This window comes from Mesorhizobium sp. M1163 (assembly GCF_040318415.1).
Taxonomy (GTDB): Bacteria; Pseudomonadota; Alphaproteobacteria; order Rhizobiales; family Rhizobiaceae; genus Mesorhizobium.
The window spans coordinates 22,900-37,372 of the sequence record NZ_JAMYMF010000005.1 but is presented as its reverse complement, the minus strand read 5'-3'; the positions used below and the strand labels follow the sequence as shown (position 1 = coordinate 37,372).

The window sequence follows — 14,473 nt, the reverse complement described above, 5'->3', positions numbered from 1 at the left end:
TGTCATGCGCTACGAACTGATGCTGCCGCACCATATCCGCAAGGCGATCGCCGAGAACCGGCCGGTCGTGTTGCCGCTCGGTGTGCTCGAATATCACGGCGAGCACATGGCCGTCGGCATGGACACGCTGGCCGTGGTCAAGAGCCTGGAACTGTTCGAAACGGAGGCCGAAATCGTCATTCTGCCGCCCTTCTATTACGGCGCGGCAAGCTATGCCGTTGCGGCGCCGGAAGGCAGCGGCTCGGTGCAGGTCGGCGGCAATGTGCTGGCGCCATTTGCGGAAGAATTGTTCTACAGCTTGCTGCGCATTGGCTTCCGCAACATCCACGCCATCATTCACCACCAAACCGAGAATTTTGCTGCCGGCATGCCAACCGATCTCGCCTTCAAGGCCGCCGGCCGACAAGCGATCTTCCGCTTCCTGGAGAAAGAACGCGGCGAAGGCTGGTGGGGCTCTGCGGCGATGGCTGACTATTATGCCGAGCACGCCGAGGGCAGCAATTTCTTCAACTGGGTACAGGTGCATCCGCTGATGCCGGCTTCAATGCACAGCCAGTACCCGTTCGACCATGCCGGCACCGGCGAGACGTCACTGATGCTGGCGCTGTGCCCGGAAGCGGTGGATGCGGGCCGCTTCGCCGACAACACCGGCTGGTACACGGCAAGTGCGCCCGAAGCCTCGGCGGAACTGGGGCAAAAAGGGGTTGCCATGATCCTCGATCATTTGCGGGCAACACTTTTGGGTTAGGTGCTGTCTAGATCCCGGACGACCGGGCTCTTAGCCTTTCCGCCTGATAGTCGGCCATGGTCTTTTCGGGATCGACCTTGGTCGCCGCAGCCCAGATGAACGTGCCGGCGCCGCAGATAGCCAGCAGGACGTAAATCACGATGCCGAGTGCCATCAGGTTCGCGTAGAGGCCGAGAAGCAGCATGATCAAGCCGCCGGCAATCATCGCCATCACAAAACCGGCGACTACGGCCCGGCCTTCCCAACTGATCGGCATCACGCCTTTGGCGTAGCCGCTGCCGCGCCTGTTGCGTGCGAACCAGTATTTGTTGGCCATCGCCTATTTCACCGCGCCCGCCGTCATGCCCATGATCAGGTAACGCTCGAGCGCAATGCCGATGACGGCGAGCGGTGTGATGGCCGCGGTGGCAAGCGCTGCCATCGACCACCAGTTGATGCCTTGTGAGCCGGTCTGGCTCGCCACCATGACAGGAATGGTCTTGGCATCGGTCGAGGTCAAAAGCGCGGCGAAGAAATACTCGTTCCAGCACAGCACCATCGCCAGGATGAAGGCCGCGACCATGCCCGGCAGCGCGATCGGCATGACGATGCGCAAGAAGGCACCCCAGATCGACAGGCCATCGACGAGTGCTGCCTCCTCCAGCTCGACAGGGATCGAATTGAACTGGTCGCGCATGATCCAGATGACGATCGGCAGTACCATCAGCGTGTAGAGCAGGATCAGCCCGACGCGCGTGTCGAGCAGGCCGACTTCCCGGTAGAGCACGAGGAAGGGCAGGGCCAATACCACCGGCGGCAGGATCAACTGCGAGAGGAAGAAGAAGGAAATGTCCTCGTTCCTGAACCAGGCGAACTTGTAACGATAGCGGGTCAGCCCATAGGCGGCGAGGCTGCCGATGACGATGGCGAGGGTCGACGCGCCGACCGAAGTGATGACCGAATTCATGAAGCGCTTGATGAATTCGTCGCGCACCGTCGACGTCCGAAAGATCGAGTCCGGCGACAGGCCAAGCGAACGCCAGCCCTTCCAGTCGGGTTTGAAATCGACGAACGGGATCAGATGGCCCTGGGTGACGTCGACCGCGGTCTTGAACGAGGTGGTTATCGTCCAATAGATTGGGAACAGGCAGATAAAGGCCCAGAAGATGAGGGCACCGTAGATGAAGACGCGGTTGGCGAAGAACGCCGCCGGCGAGCGGATTTCGGAGGCGGCAAAGTCGGTGGTTTGAACGCTCATCTTGCCGGCCCGATCAGTTGACGTTGCGCACGAAGCGGCTGGCGAATTTCAGTAGCCAGGTCACAAACACGATGATGATGATCAAATAGGCCATCGCCAGCATCGTGCCGTAGCCGACATTCGAACGGTCGCGATATTCGCGGTAGATGAAGCTCGACACCGAATCAGTCGCGCCGCCCGGGCCGCCGGAGGTAACGGTGATGATGATATCGGCGAGCTTCAGCTTGAAGATGATGCGCAGGATGACCGCCGTCACCGAGACCGGCAGCATCAGCGGGAAGGTGACCTGCCAGAAGGTCTGCCAGGCGGTGGCGCCATCGACACGCGCTGCCTCGAGCACCTCGCGCGACATCGCCTGCAGGCCGGCAAGCAGCATGATCATCATGAACGGGATGAACGTCCAGGCATCGAGCACCATGATCGAGATGCGGGCGGTGATCGGATTGGAGAAGAAGGCCGGGTTTTCCCAGCCGAGATGCCGCGCCAGCGTTGCGGCCGGCCCGAAGCGGTATTCCATCAGCGACTTGCCGATCATCCACGACACAGCCACCGGCGACAGCATCAGGGGCATGAGAAAGACGACGCGGAAGAATTTTCGCGCCCGGATCTGCGCGTTGAGCAGCAGCGCCAGGCCAAAGGCGATGACATATTCGACGAACACGGCCAGCACGTAGAGCACCATGTTGAACAGGGCGTTGCGATAATAGGCGTCGTTCAGCATCTGCCAGAAATTGTCGAGCCCGTTGAACTGCCGGCCGCTGAAGGAACTGAGGTTCCAGTCGGTCAGCGCGATGTAGAAGCCGAACAATGTCGGGAAGATCACCATGGCAATGGTGAACAGCAGCGCCGGCAGCAGGAACAACGCGCGCTGGCCATCCTCGCCGCGCGTCAGCACCTGGCCGATGCCGAGCGCGACACCCCACAGCACATAGGCGTAGACCACCGGCCGCCACGTCTCGAAGCCGATAGTGTCGACATCGCTCTTGTAAAGGATCTGCAGCGCAATCACCGCCAGAAGGCCTAGCGTTGCAGCAGCCATCAGCGCCCAGCCAAGCCGTTTGCGGCTCCGCGGTATCAGGTCGGATGGCACGGCGCCTGCCGGCCATTCACTTGTCGACAGAGTCTGGTCAGCCAGGGTCCGGTCAGCCACGCGTCTTGCCCGTTCACAGGAGGCTCGATGACCGGCCGAGCCGGTCGAGGCCAAGTCGGTCAAGGGGAGGTCCGGCGGCTGTACGCCGCCGGACCAAGTTTCACTATCTCAACCTACATGCCGAGTGAGGCCTTGTAGAGCTTGATCTGGTTGTCGCGGCCGATCTGGTCGGTCAGCTTCTCCCAGGCGGCTGCGATGGCGTCGGCGCCTTCCTGCGCCTTCATCTTGCCGGCAAAGGTGTTGGCCAAAATGTCCTCGGCGGCGCTGTAATACTGGAAGATGCCGGGGATACGCGGCTCGATCGCCGCGTTCGGATGGTTGTAGCTGTCGGCTTCCGACTTCAGATACGAGGTGATGAACGCCTCGTCGTAGCCCGCCGCCACCCATTCCGGAATGTTGAAATGCGAGTTGCGATAGGGCTGGAAACCCGACGGATAGGCCGCGCACCAGAGCGACAGGTCCTTGCCGCCGAGATGGGCGGCGGCAGACCAGGCCGCCTTCTTCTTCTTTTCGTCGCCGTCGACGCGGGCCATGACATAGACGCCCCAGCCGAGATAGGCGCAGTTCGGCGCATGGTTCGGCCCGCTGGCGAGCTTGTCCCACTGGCCGGTCTTGGAGTTGTAGACATCGTCCGAGCCCGGCAGGATCGAGAAGCCGGTGATGTCGCCGACGACCGAGGAATCGTTGGTCTTGACGTTCGAACCGACGTCGCCCCACCAGGTGACCATCGAACCGGTGCCTGCCAGGAATTGCTGGAAGGCGGTGGTATTCGGGTCGGCGTTGATCTGGTCGGCAGGTTCGGAGGGCAGGGCATCGATGACGTCCTGGATCGCCCGCACCCATGCCGGATTGTTGACGCGCGGCTTCATCGTGTCGGCATCGAACAGCCATGCCTTGTCATCGGGATGCTTGGCGTAGGCGCTGGCGCGGCTGCCGAGGAAATAGAAGCCGAAACCGCCCCAGGGCTTGGGCGCATCGAGGTAGCCAAAGACATCCTGGCCGTTCACCTGCTTGCCCTTGAGGAATTTCGTCACCGCCTGCACCTGCTGCCAGGTCTTCGGCACGCCCCATTCGCCTTCTCCGCCGCCGTCCTTCCAGGCTTTGGCGAGGTCGGCATCGGCGAACACGTCGGTGCGGTAGTTGAAGTTATGCGCGTCGCCGTCAACGGTGACGCGATATTGCTTGCCGTCCCAGGTGCCGACCGGCGGCTGCAGATAGGCCACGACGTCCTTCATGTCGATCTGGTCCTTGACCCAGTCCGGCATCTCGGAGGTGAGACCCTTGCCGCAGACGTCGCCTTCGAACGGTGCTCCCATTTCGATGATGTCGAAATCGACGGTGCCGGTCGCAATCGACTGCTGCAGGCGGGCGTTGTAGTCAGCCTGCGCCAGGTCGATCCAGTTGATCTTGGCGCCGGTATAGGTCTCCCACGGCTTCAGGAAGCCGCGAAACAGCACATTGTGCAGGTTCTGATTGTTGAGGCCCATGAAGGTGAGTTCGACACCGGCGAATTCGCCTTCCTTGACATTGGCCTTGGTGGCGCCCAGGCAAAGCTCGCCGACCTGCTGGAAATCGGCATCGGTCGGCTGACCCTTGCCGACGCCCGGGATCTGCAGGATCTGCGCGCGCAGGTCATCGGCGGCCGCAGCCGGGCGCGTCAGGGCACCAAGTCCGGCGCTTGAGGCCGCGGCGAGGGCGGCCATGCTGGCCGCTCCCTTCAGCACGTCGCGGCGGGTGGCCCCGGCGCGGACAAGTTGGTTATAAAGGCTGACTTTCATCTCGTTCCTCCCAGAAGATCAATCGTGAATTGGTTCAGATGGTGGAGCGCCGATTATGTTCCCCAACGACAGCGACTCCCGTAAATAGCGGCCCGAATTCTCCCTCCCGCGACGCTTGGCATTCAGTGCCGGACAAGCGTACCGGTGCGCCCGGAACAGGGTCATAGGCCGGGCACTGTCACTATTCGCACAACGAAGTGCGGTGTCAACGTGAATGGGTTTTTTATCTATAAGAGACCGACTTGCCCTCGCCGTTTGCGTTGTTTAGCTTCACGGCAACTGAAGGGGGAATGATGGCTCAAGTCGCGATCCGCAATGTGGCCAAGGCGTTCGGAACCGTCAAGGTTCTGCACGATGTCAGCGTCGACATCGCCGACGGACAGTTCGTGGTGCTGGTCGGGCCTTCCGGCTGCGGCAAGTCCACGCTGCTGAGGATGGTGGCCGGGCTGGAAACGGTTTCCGGCGGCACCATCGCCATCGGCGAGCGCGTCGTCAACCATTTGCCGCCGGCCAAGCGCGACATCGCCATGGTGTTCCAGAACTACGCGCTCTATCCGCACAAGACGGTCGAGCAGAACATGGCCTTTGCTCTCAAGCTGCGCAAAACTGATCCGGCGGTGGTCACTGAGCGGGTCAAGCGCGCCGCCGACATCCTCGACCTCAACCCCTACCTCAAGCGCTATCCGCGCCAGCTCTCGGGCGGCCAGCGCCAGCGCGTCGCCATGGGTCGCGCCATCGTGCGCAACCCGCAGGTGTTCCTGTTCGACGAGCCGCTCTCCAATCTCGATGCCAAGCTGCGTGTCCAGATGCGCACCGAGATCAAGGAACTGCACCAACGACTGAAGACCACCACCATCTACGTCACCCACGACCAGATCGAGGCCATGACCATGGCCGACAAGATCGTGGTGATGCGCGATGGTCGCATCGAACAGGTCGGCGCGCCGCTGGAATTGTTCGACCGGCCGGCCAACCTGTTTGTCGCCGGCTTCATCGGCTCGCCCTCGATGAACCTGCTCAAGGGCGTCGTGCGCAAGGGCGACAGGCCGGTCGTCGAGATCGCCAGGAGGCCGTTCCCGATCGCATCGAGCAATACCGTGGAAGATGGCCGCAATGTCGTCTACGGCGTGCGGCCCGAGCATCTCGAAATCCATCCAGATGGTGTTCCGGCGATGATTTCGGTGGTCGAGCCGACCGGTTCCGAGACTCTCGTGTTCCTGCGCTTCGGCGAGGGCGAGATGGTGGCGCTGTTCCGTGAGCGCCACGACTTCAAGCCGGGCGACACCCTGCACCTGAAACCGCGGCTCGACCAGGTGCATCTCTTCGACGCAGAGACCGGCAAGCGGCTCTGATTTCGCCCCAGCAAACCTCGCGAGGAATACCATGCTCAAAGGACTCAATCCCCTGCTCAATGCCGATGTGCTGCAGGCGCTGCGGGCGATGGGACACGGCGACGATCTGATTATCGCCGACACCAATTTCCCATCCGATTCGGTGGCGCGCCAGACCGTGCTTGGCAAGCTGCTGCGCATCGACGCATCGGCAGCGGAGGTCGTCAAGGCGGTGCTGTCGCTTTATCCGCTGGACACCTTCGTCGACGATGCCGCCGCGCGCATGGAAATCGTCGGCAAGCCGGACGAGATTCCCGCCGTGCAGCAGGAAGTGCAAAAAGAGATCGATGCCGCCGAGGGCAAGGCCTGGCCGATGATCTCGGTCGAGCGCTACGCCTTCTACGAGCGCGCCAAGAAGGCTTATTGCGTCATCCAGACTGGCGAGCGCCGCTTCTATGGCTGCTTCGCATTCCGCAAGGGCGTCGTGCCGCCGGATGCGGAGTAGCGACATGCCGGGCAGACCGATCGTCATACTGGGTGTCTTCGTCGCCGACACGGCCTACCGCGCCGCCCGCCAGCCTCGCATGGGCGAGACTATCCTGGGCACGTCCTTCGCGCTCGGCCCCGGCGGCAAGGGCTCGAATCAGGCGGTAGCGGCCGGCCGGCTCGGCGCCGATGTCACCTTCCTGACCCGCCTCGGCGTCGATCCCTTTGCCGATATGGCGAGACAGACCTGGTCGCAGGCCGGCGTGAAGAGCGCCGTCATCGACACGCCGGAAAGCTACACCGGCGCCGCCTATATCTTCATCGAGGAGACGAGCGGCAACAACGCCATTATCGTCAGTCCCGGTGCGGCCATGCTGATTTCGCCCGCCGATATCGAGGCCAATGCCGGCCTGATCCGCGCGGCCGGCGTCTTCGTCACCCAGCTCGAGCAGCCGATCGAGGCGGCGCTATGGGCGCTGGAGATCGCGCGCGGGGCAGGGGTGACCACCATCCTCAACCCGGCGCCGGCGGCAAAGCTTCCGGATCGCATCTATACGCTGTGCGACTATGTCACGCCGAACGAAACCGAGGCCGAGGAACTGACCGGCATCAAGGTGTCCTCGATCGACGATGCCCGCCGTGCCGCCGACAGCCTGCTGGAGAAGGGCGTTGGCGCGGTCATCGTGACGCTTGGTGAAAAGGGTGCGCTGCTGCACACGGCCGATCGATCCGAGCATGTCGCGGCGGTCGCTGCCGGCCCGGTCATCGAGACCACCGGCGCGGGCGACGCCTTCAATGGCGGCCTGGCGGCGGCGCTGTCGAGAGGGATCGAACCCGTGCAGGCGGTGCGCTTCGCCTGCGCCGTCGCCGGCATCTCGGTGACGCGCCCGGGCACCGCGCCGTCCATGCCGACGCTGCAGGAAGTCGAGGCGCTGCTGGCGAGGGGGTGAGACCGTATGGATTACATCATGAACGAAGACGGTTTTTGACAAATCAACGTCGACATTTCTCCGACACCAAGGGCCGTGGCCCGAAGGAGAAATGGCGCGAGTGACGGGGCTCGAACCCGCGACCTCCGGCGTGACAGGCCGGCACTCTAACCAACTGAGCTACACCCGCGCATGGACGAGCACGTGTCAGCCGTGTTCGTCGTTGGGGCGGTGGATAAGGGGTAAGCCACCGGGTGTCAAGCGGACCCGGACAGCATAACAGCAAACAGCAGAAGGTTTTTTGACAAGCGGAACTTTGTCGCCGAAACCGGCTCCCGGCCAAGCCGCTGGCCGCTCATTTGGCCTTGCGAAGCCGGTCCTAACTGCTTAAAGGTCCGGCCCGGAGCGGGCGATTAGCTCAGTTGGTAGAGCGCTTCGTTTACACCGAAGATGTCGGCGGTTCGAGCCCGTCATCGCCCACCATTTTCCTCAATGTGTTCAATCAGGGGCTACACCGCCCAAGCTGACCCGCCCGGCGCAACCTCTGATCGCAACCAACGGCTTCGCTGTTGTGCCGTATGTCCGCCCGCAAATGCTTCGCGGCCCAGGTGAGACACATGTGACCGCCACGCCACTAGGACTTTGGTCTGATCAAAAACGCCTTTCCGTAGGGGCTTAAGTCTGATCTGCTGTTTCGCCATAAGGCAAACGATTGCCGAAAGCTAAAACATGCAGTAACTTAACGGAGCACAAAAGAAAGCTGAATCTTACTTGCACATGGGCATGGGCGGGAGCGAAAATATTCCTGGATGGCTTACGAGTCATCTTCCGGATGATGCCGTGATCGCAGGAGATCTCGCGGATAAGATATCGAAGGAGGCTGAAAAAAACCGGCTTCCAGGCGAACAGGTTGTGAAGACAACCCGCAGCGAAGAAGATATCCTTAAGAAGGCAACAGTTGAACCTTATCGCAGCACCACGGTTGCAGGAATTTTCGCCAATGGCTCATTCCTCGCGCTATTGGTATTAGCTATCTATCTGCTCTATGTGTTCTCGATTGTGGCGGGAGAAACGGTTGCGCATGTTCCTCTGCCGCCCACACCGAACTAGTAGACACTCCGCCAAGACTGGAACTAGCCCGGACTGTGTTGAAACCTCCCGGTTCTATGCAACTTGAGCGATTGCTTGCCGCAGCTCAGCCTGCAATCGCCGGAGCCTGAGCAAGCCGTTTCGCCACATAAACACAACGCTTCGGCACCTGCACCACCTCAAACCCGATCGCCTTGTAGAACCTTCGCGCATCATCATTCTGCGGCATGACCTCGAGGTGAATGCCGGTTGAGCCGCTCGCGGCAAGGCGCTGCTCGAGAAATTCCATCGCGCGCCTGCCGATGCGTTTCCTGCGCGCTTGCGGCAACAGGTCGATGTGGCCGTGCGACGGATAGGCGGCCACTGCAGACGGAACAGCGAAATCGGGATGATGGATCCGGTGCCGCGCCCAGTCGCTGCCGCGCCAGCGTGAGCTGTCGGGTCCGGGGTCGGTCACGCGCCGCTGCAGGTCGGGATACCAGTTCGATGCCAGGCTGGCATTGAAAGCAGCTGTGTCGGCTGCGCCAAGCAGATAGCCGGCGGCGCCTGAGGGGCTGTCGACTATGAAGGCCAGTTCGGGTTCGAGCACCTGGTAAGGAACGGTGTAGAGGAGACCGAGCAGTTCCGGGTCGTCCTCGCGGCCGCTGGCGTCCTTGCCGGCGTCGCCGGTCTTGAGACAGATTGCGGCAAGCGCTGCACGATCGGCGGCGGTCGCCCGGCGCAGGAAGAAACCGCCGCCGAAATCGACGATCATGGCGGCAGCAGCCGGAAATCCTTGCCCTCGGGCAAAAGCTGCCCGCCGTCGACGATGATGGTCGTGCCGGTGATGTAGCTGGCGTCATCCGAGGCCAGGAACAGGAAGGCGTTGGCCACGTCGCGCGGGCTGCCGAGGTGGCCGAGCGGGATGGCGTCTTCCATGTTCTTGATGAAGACCGCACCGCGATGCTGCTCTATGCCTTCGGTGAGGATGTTGCCGGGCTCGACACCGTTGACGGTGATGCCGTAGCCGGAGAATTCGAGCGCAGCCGAACGGATCAGCCCGTTGATGCCGGCCTTGGTCGCCGAATAATGGCCGTGGCCGGGACTGGTGACATGCGGGCCGGTGATCGAGGAGGTGAACAGCATGCGGCCAAAACGCTGTGCCTTCATCGGCACCAGCGCCGCGCGTGCGGCGACAAAGCTGCCGCGCAAATTCACCGCCATGACCCGGTCCCAGTCATCGGGACTGGTGTTTTCCAGCAATTGCCAGGGATAGATGCCGGCATTCTGGACCATGACGTCGAGCCGGCCGTGACGCTCGAGCGCCAGCGCCACGGCGGCTTGCGCATCGGCCATCTGCGAGATGTCGGTGCGAATGAAGGCGGCGCCGAGCTCGTCCGCAGTCGCTTGCCCGGCCTCAACCTCGGTATCGGCCAGGACAAGCGTCGCGCCCTCTTCGGCAAAGCGTTGTGCGATCGCCTTGCCGATGCCGCGGGCCGCACCGATGATCAGCGCCACCTTACCGAAAAGTCTACCGGTTTGCGGTCGGCCGGTCATGCGAGCCTCTGGCGGATGGTTTGCTTGAAGGCGTCGAGCAGCACGGCGGCGAGGACGAGCAGGCCGTGGATCACCTGGGTGAAGTTGGCCGGCAGGCCCATCAAATTGATCGCCGTATTGATGGCCGAGAGCAGCAGCACGCCGGCATAGACGCCGGGCAAGGTGCCGACGCCGCCTTTCAGGCTGACGCCGCCGATGACGACCGCGGCGAAGGCGTTGAACAACAGGCCGACGCCGAGATTGGCGGTGGCGCCGGAGGTGCGGATTGCCAGCAGCCAGCCGGCAAGGCCGGCGATGGCGCCGGCCAGAACGAAGGCTATGACCAGGTTGCGGTTGACGCGGATGCCGGCGCGGAACGTCGCCGTCTCGTTGCCGCCGATCATGACCAGGTGCCTGCCGAAGGGCGTCTTGGCCATGATCAGCGAGAACACCACGAAGCACGCAATGGCGATCCAGGCAGTCAGCGGCAGGCCGCCCAGGCGCTGGATGCCGAACCAGCGGATTGCCGGCGCAAGGTCTTGTGCCGAGCGGCCACCGGAGATGACCAGCACCAGGCCGCGCACCCAGATGTAGGAGGCCAGCGTGATGATGAAGGCGCTCATCTTCACCCTGACCACCAGATAGCCGTTGAAGGCGCCGATGAGGCCGCCGACGGCAAGCGCGATGAGCAGCGAAACCGGAACCATCAGCCATTGCGGCTGCAACTGGATGCCAAGGCCGATGCCCGACGAGCAGAACAGGATGCCGACCGCCATGGCGCTGAGCGCCGCCACCGACTCGACCGATAGGTCCATATGGCCGGCGATGATAACCAGCGCCAGGCCGATCGACATGACGCCGAGCACGCTCGAGGCCTCGATGATGTTGGCGAAGATGCCGAGCTGAAAATAGTTCGGGATGAGGATGGAAAAGACCACCAGCACGAAGACCAGCATGAACCAGACAAGATTGTCGAGGATGAACTCGAGGGTTTGGCGCGTGCGGGGGTTCATCTGCGGATCCGGTTGGCGCCGACCCCGAAAAACCACTCGGTTTTCGGAAAGATCAGGCGCGGTTGAAAATTGCTGCAACGTTCCCGTGCGCGTCCGTTCGAACGCACCAGGGCTGCAGGGTTGGCCCCGGGCCCTGTGTGGCCCGGAGCTTCTGGCGAGTTCGCTATTCGACCGGCTTTATGGTTTCGGTCGGCGGCTTCATGTTGCCCCAGAAGGCCGGGTTATCGACATTTTCCTTGGTGATCGCAGCGCCGGGGATCTTGATGTTCGGCCCCCACGCTTCCTTGGTCAGGATCGATTTCAGGCCAAGCACATCATATTCGCCGGGCTTGATCTCCTGCTTGTTGACCACCTTGTCCATGAACATGGCGACCGCCGCGGCCTGGGCGTAGAGCGGCTGCTCGACTTCGACATTAAGCCAGCCCTTGCGGATCAGGTCGAGGCCGACCGGAGCACCGTTCGAACTCATCAGCATGACGTCGCCCGGTTTCTTGCCGGCGGCCTCGAGCGAGGCGACGGCAGCGACCGAAAGATGCGCGGCGTGGCTGAAGATCAGGTCGATGTCGGGGTTGGCGAGCAGCTGGTCGTTGACGATGGTCCCGGCTGCATCCGCCGCCCATTGCATGGCCGGCAGCGAGATGATCTTGACGTCCGGGAACGCCTTCATCTTCTCCTCGAAACCCTTCTGGATGTCGAGCGTGTAGGGGTCGCCCGGATCGCCGAGCACCTGCAGGATCTTGCCTTTCACCGAGCCGTTCTTCGCGGTCAGGAGTTTTTGCGCCTGATCGGCGGCGACGTAGCCGATCTCGACGGTTCCGGCCACCGAGGTGAAGTCGGAAGGCGTCGAGGTGATCTGGCGGTCGAACTCGACGACCGGGATGCCGGCGGCACGGGCGGCCTCGATCGACGGTTTCAACGCATTGAAATCGACGGCGGCAAGGATGATCGCCGACGGCTTCAGCGCGATGACGTCGTTCATCTGCGATTGCTGAGCGTCGGTCTTGTTGTCGGCGTTCAGCGTCTTCATCTCGTAGCCGACCTGCTTCAGGAACAATTCCAGCGCGCTCACCGAGCCGGTCTGGAACTCATCGAGCAGTGTCGGCACCATGTAGTAGACGGTGCCCTTGGACTGAGCGAATGCCGGCGTGAGCGTGGCAAAGGCCAGTGCCAGGATACCGAAGACGGAAAGAAGTATTTTCTTCATGTCGTTCGCTCCTCTTGCGCCGGACCCCTCATTTGTCCCTCAGCTCGCCGGTCCGGCACCGGCGAGCGTCTCTCCGGTGATCATGTTGATCACCGCGTCGGGACTTGTTTTGCTGCGTGCGACATCGCCAGCCACGACGCCTTGCCGGATCACCACGATCCGGTCGGCGACCTGGAAGGCCTGTTGCATGATATGGGTGATGATGACGACGCCGATACCCTGGCTCGCCACCTGGCGGATCATGTCGAGGCCGCGCCGCGTCTGCTCGACGCCGAGCGCTGCGAACGGCTCGTCGAGAAGCACCAGCTTGCCGCCAAAATGCACGAACCGGTTGAGCTCGATGGCCTGCCGCTGACCGCCGGAGAGGTGCTCGACATTGGTGCGAAGCGAGGGAATGCGGGTGCCGGCGCTGGCCAATGCCTTTTGCACCACCTGCTCCATGGCGCGCTCGTCGAGCACCGGAATGCCGAGAACCTTCCTGGTGATCTCGCGGCCCATGAAGAAATTGGCGACCACGTCGACATTGGTGCAAAGCGACAGGTCCTGGTAGACGGTCTCGATCCCCGCGGCCTTGGCCTCGGCAGGGGATTTGGCGAGGAATTCCTTGCCTTCGAACAGCATGCGGCCGGAGGTCGGCTCGAGCCCGCCGGCAATGATCTTGACCAGCGTCGATTTGCCGGCGCCGTTGTCGCCGAGCAGCGCCACCACTTCGCCCTTGCCGATCGAAAAGCTGATGCCTTTCAGTGCTTCGATGGCACCGTAATTCTTGGCAACGTTATCGAGCACCAGCAGCGGTTCGCTCATGCCGCGATCCCCTTGTTATGCAAGAGATCCCGCCCGCGTTCGCGTTCGGCGGTGAAGATCTGGCCGAAGCGTGGCGAAAGCACCCCTGAGACGGCAAGCGCGGCGGCGCCGCGCAAGACCGCATGCTGGCCGCCGCGCGCGACACTGACGCGGGGCGTTGTACGGTCGCTTCGCGCCGAGACCGAGTTGGGCAGGTGCGCGGCCGCGCCGGCCAGTCTTTCGAGCAGGTCGGTGGAGGCCAGCCCGCCAAGGATGATGGTTTCGGGGTCGAACAGGTTTTCGATGATGGTGATGGCGTTGCGGAAGATCGGCGCGATCTCGCTCACCCAGTCGGCGTTGGCGACGTTGCGGCGCCGCAGCGCCTCGAGCGAAAGATACCGTTCGAGGCAGCCGCGATTGCCGCACGGGCAGGGCTCGCCGCCCGGCACCGCGGGAATGTGGCCGATTTCGCCGGCATTGCCCCAGGCGCCGCGCAATGCGGCTCCGTCATGCACCATGACGCCGCCGAGGCCGACACCGAAATAGAGATAGTAATATTCGGAATAGGCCGTGCCGAGGCCATAGAGGCGCTCGCCGATGGCAGCCGCCGCCATGTCGGTTTCGAAAAAGGCCGGCAGCCCGGTCGAGGCGGCCAGCCGCTCGCGCAGCGCCACATCCTTCCAGCCGGTCATGGTGGTCGGACCGACAAAGCTCATGGACTCCACGCCAAACGGCCCGGGCAACGCCATGCCGATGCCGAGGACGCGGCCACCGGGCCGCAGTGCTGTCAATTCGAGCACCATGGCGCCGATCAGCTCGAAGGCGTGGCCGGGCGTTGCATTTGGGGCCTCGCGGTAGCTGCTCTCGATGACATCGCCGCTGAGGTTGATCAGCGCGGCATTGATGCCGAGCGGGGTGACGTGAATGCCGACGGCATAGCCGCCTTCCGGATTGATCCGCAGCGTTGCCGGGGGCAGTCCGCGCCCCTTGGGCTCTTCGCGCAGCGACAACACGTAACCGTGCTCTTCCAGCTCGCGAACGATGGTCGACACCGTCTGCACGGTGAGCCCGACCCGCCTGGCAATGTCGCCGCGGGCGATCGGCCCGTGAAGGCGAATGGATTCGAGCACGATGCGCCGGTTGTACGGCCGCCCGAACTCCTGATTGGTTCCCCGCAGTGCCATGCCTTGCGCCCTCGAGAGAGGCCAGA

At 62.8% G+C, this 14,473-nt stretch carries 15 protein-coding genes and 2 tRNA genes; 6 read left to right on the top strand and 11 right to left on the bottom strand.

Going from position 1 to position 14,473, the window contains the following annotated elements:
* Nucleotides 1-4: 4 nt before the first annotated feature.
* Nucleotides 5-748 (top strand): creatininase family protein, encoded by a 744-nt coding sequence (locus NKH43_RS06715; protein ID WP_352857142.1) that lies wholly within the window; start codon nucleotides 5-7, stop codon nucleotides 746-748.
* Between the two features lie 7 nt (nucleotides 749-755).
* Here the strand turns inward: NKH43_RS06715 and NKH43_RS06710 are convergent, their stop codons facing one another.
* The 4 genes from NKH43_RS06710 to NKH43_RS06695 all read right to left on the bottom strand — a co-directional run bounded on the left by NKH43_RS06710 (nucleotide 756) and on the right by NKH43_RS06695 (nucleotide 4,913).
* Nucleotides 756-1,064 (bottom strand): hypothetical protein, encoded by a 309-nt coding sequence (locus tag NKH43_RS06710; RefSeq protein WP_023717332.1) that lies wholly within the window; start codon nucleotides 1,062-1,064, stop codon nucleotides 756-758.
* A gap of 3 nt (nucleotides 1,065-1,067) precedes the next feature.
* Nucleotides 1,068-1,985, bottom strand: coding sequence for a carbohydrate ABC transporter permease (locus NKH43_RS06705; RefSeq protein WP_352456619.1), 918 nt, complete (start codon nucleotides 1,983-1,985; stop codon nucleotides 1,068-1,070).
* 13 nt (nucleotides 1,986-1,998) lie between these two features.
* Entirely contained in the window at nucleotides 1,999-3,120 is a 1,122-nt protein-coding gene (locus NKH43_RS06700) for a carbohydrate ABC transporter permease (protein ID WP_031193505.1), read from the bottom strand.
* A gap of 128 nt (nucleotides 3,121-3,248) precedes the next feature.
* A complete protein-coding gene (locus NKH43_RS06695; RefSeq protein ID WP_023717335.1) occupies nucleotides 3,249-4,913 on the bottom strand; it encodes an ABC transporter substrate-binding protein in 1,665 nt (554 codons plus the stop codon).
* 293 nt (nucleotides 4,914-5,206) lie between these two features.
* Between NKH43_RS06695 and NKH43_RS06690 the strand changes: the two genes are divergently transcribed.
* Genes NKH43_RS06690 through rbsK form a run of 3 tightly spaced genes read left to right on the top strand, consistent with a single transcriptional unit; the run spans nucleotide 5,207 to nucleotide 7,680 of the window.
* Nucleotides 5,207-6,265, top strand: a complete 1,059-nt coding sequence (locus tag NKH43_RS06690; RefSeq protein WP_352857303.1) for an ABC transporter ATP-binding protein — start codon at nucleotides 5,207-5,209, stop codon at nucleotides 6,263-6,265.
* A 31-nt stretch (nucleotides 6,266-6,296) separates the two neighbouring features.
* Nucleotides 6,297-6,749: an RbsD/FucU family protein gene (locus NKH43_RS06685; protein WP_352640080.1), complete on the top strand. Its 453-nt coding sequence runs from the start codon at nucleotides 6,297-6,299 to the stop codon at nucleotides 6,747-6,749.
* A 4-nt stretch (nucleotides 6,750-6,753) separates the two neighbouring features.
* Nucleotides 6,754-7,680, top strand: a complete 927-nt coding sequence (rbsK, locus tag NKH43_RS06680) for a ribokinase (RefSeq protein WP_352857140.1) — start codon at nucleotides 6,754-6,756, stop codon at nucleotides 7,678-7,680.
* 92 nt (nucleotides 7,681-7,772) lie between these two features.
* On the opposite strand, the gene NKH43_RS06675 is transcribed toward rbsK, so the two are convergent.
* Nucleotides 7,773-7,849, bottom strand: a tRNA-Asp gene (locus tag NKH43_RS06675).
* Nucleotides 7,850-8,066: 217 nt separating this feature from the next.
* Here NKH43_RS06675 and NKH43_RS06670 point away from each other — a divergent pair.
* Both NKH43_RS06670 and NKH43_RS06665 read left to right on the top strand, forming a co-directional pair.
* Nucleotides 8,067-8,142, top strand: a tRNA-Val gene (locus NKH43_RS06670).
* Between the two features lie 300 nt (nucleotides 8,143-8,442).
* Nucleotides 8,443-8,769: a hypothetical protein gene (locus NKH43_RS06665; RefSeq protein ID WP_352481194.1), complete on the top strand. Its 327-nt coding sequence runs from the start codon at nucleotides 8,443-8,445 to the stop codon at nucleotides 8,767-8,769.
* Between the two features lie 85 nt (nucleotides 8,770-8,854).
* Here the strand turns inward: NKH43_RS06665 and NKH43_RS06660 are convergent, their stop codons facing one another.
* The 6 genes from NKH43_RS06660 to NKH43_RS06635 all read right to left on the bottom strand — a co-directional run bounded on the left by NKH43_RS06660 (nucleotide 8,855) and on the right by NKH43_RS06635 (nucleotide 14,447).
* Nucleotides 8,855-9,502 carry a GNAT family N-acetyltransferase gene (locus NKH43_RS06660; protein WP_352857138.1) on the bottom strand — a complete coding sequence of 216 codons (648 nt, stop codon included), beginning with the start codon at nucleotides 9,500-9,502 and terminating at the stop codon, nucleotides 8,855-8,857.
* On the bottom strand, nucleotides 9,499-10,284 hold the full coding sequence (locus tag NKH43_RS06655; RefSeq protein WP_352857136.1) for an SDR family oxidoreductase: 786 nt from the start codon (nucleotides 10,282-10,284) through the stop codon (nucleotides 9,499-9,501). The genes NKH43_RS06660 and NKH43_RS06655 overlap by 4 nt, the downstream gene beginning before the upstream one ends.
* A complete protein-coding gene (locus NKH43_RS06650) occupies nucleotides 10,281-11,276 on the bottom strand; it encodes an ABC transporter permease (RefSeq protein ID WP_031193507.1) in 996 nt (331 codons plus the stop codon). The genes NKH43_RS06655 and NKH43_RS06650 overlap by 4 nt, the downstream gene beginning before the upstream one ends.
* 163 nt (nucleotides 11,277-11,439) lie before the next feature.
* On the bottom strand, nucleotides 11,440-12,480 hold the full coding sequence (locus NKH43_RS06645; RefSeq protein ID WP_352857134.1) for a sugar ABC transporter substrate-binding protein: 1,041 nt from the start codon (nucleotides 12,478-12,480) through the stop codon (nucleotides 11,440-11,442).
* Between the two features lie 39 nt (nucleotides 12,481-12,519).
* On the bottom strand, nucleotides 12,520-13,284 hold the full coding sequence (locus tag NKH43_RS06640; protein ID WP_352857132.1) for an ATP-binding cassette domain-containing protein: 765 nt from the start codon (nucleotides 13,282-13,284) through the stop codon (nucleotides 12,520-12,522).
* Complete coding sequence (locus NKH43_RS06635; RefSeq protein WP_352857130.1) at nucleotides 13,281-14,447, bottom strand: ROK family transcriptional regulator; 1,167 nt, start codon at nucleotides 14,445-14,447, stop codon at nucleotides 13,281-13,283. The genes NKH43_RS06640 and NKH43_RS06635 overlap by 4 nt, the downstream gene beginning before the upstream one ends.
* Between the last annotated feature and the right edge of the window lie 26 nt (nucleotides 14,448-14,473).

Coding starts and splice junctions, on each gene's coding strand:
- NKH43_RS06715 (WP_352857142.1), top strand. CDS start 5: ATGCGCTACGAACTGATGCTGCCGCACCATATCCGCAAGGCGATCGCC.
- NKH43_RS06710 (WP_023717332.1), bottom strand. CDS start 1,064: ATGGCCAACAAATACTGGTTCGCACGCAACAGGCGCGGCAGCGGCTAC.
- NKH43_RS06705 (WP_352456619.1), bottom strand. CDS start 1,985: ATGAGCGTTCAAACCACCGACTTTGCCGCCTCCGAAATCCGCTCGCCG.
- NKH43_RS06695 (WP_023717335.1), bottom strand. CDS start 4,913: ATGAAAGTCAGCCTTTATAACCAACTTGTCCGCGCCGGGGCCACCCGC.
- NKH43_RS06690 (WP_352857303.1), top strand. CDS start 5,207: ATGGCTCAAGTCGCGATCCGCAATGTGGCCAAGGCGTTCGGAACCGTC.
- NKH43_RS06685 (WP_352640080.1), top strand. CDS start 6,297: ATGCTCAAAGGACTCAATCCCCTGCTCAATGCCGATGTGCTGCAGGCG.
- rbsK (WP_352857140.1), top strand. CDS start 6,754: ATGCCGGGCAGACCGATCGTCATACTGGGTGTCTTCGTCGCCGACACG.
- NKH43_RS06665 (WP_352481194.1), top strand. CDS start 8,443: ATGGGCGGGAGCGAAAATATTCCTGGATGGCTTACGAGTCATCTTCCG.
- NKH43_RS06660 (WP_352857138.1), bottom strand. CDS start 9,502: ATGATCGTCGATTTCGGCGGCGGTTTCTTCCTGCGCCGGGCGACCGCC.
- NKH43_RS06655 (WP_352857136.1), bottom strand. CDS start 10,284: ATGACCGGCCGACCGCAAACCGGTAGACTTTTCGGTAAGGTGGCGCTG.
- NKH43_RS06650 (WP_031193507.1), bottom strand. CDS start 11,276: ATGAACCCCCGCACGCGCCAAACCCTCGAGTTCATCCTCGACAATCTT.
- NKH43_RS06645 (WP_352857134.1), bottom strand. CDS start 12,480: ATGAAGAAAATACTTCTTTCCGTCTTCGGTATCCTGGCACTGGCCTTT.
- NKH43_RS06640 (WP_352857132.1), bottom strand. CDS start 13,284: ATGAGCGAACCGCTGCTGGTGCTCGATAACGTTGCCAAGAATTACGGT.
- NKH43_RS06635 (WP_352857130.1), bottom strand. CDS start 14,447: ATGGCACTGCGGGGAACCAATCAGGAGTTCGGGCGGCCGTACAACCGG.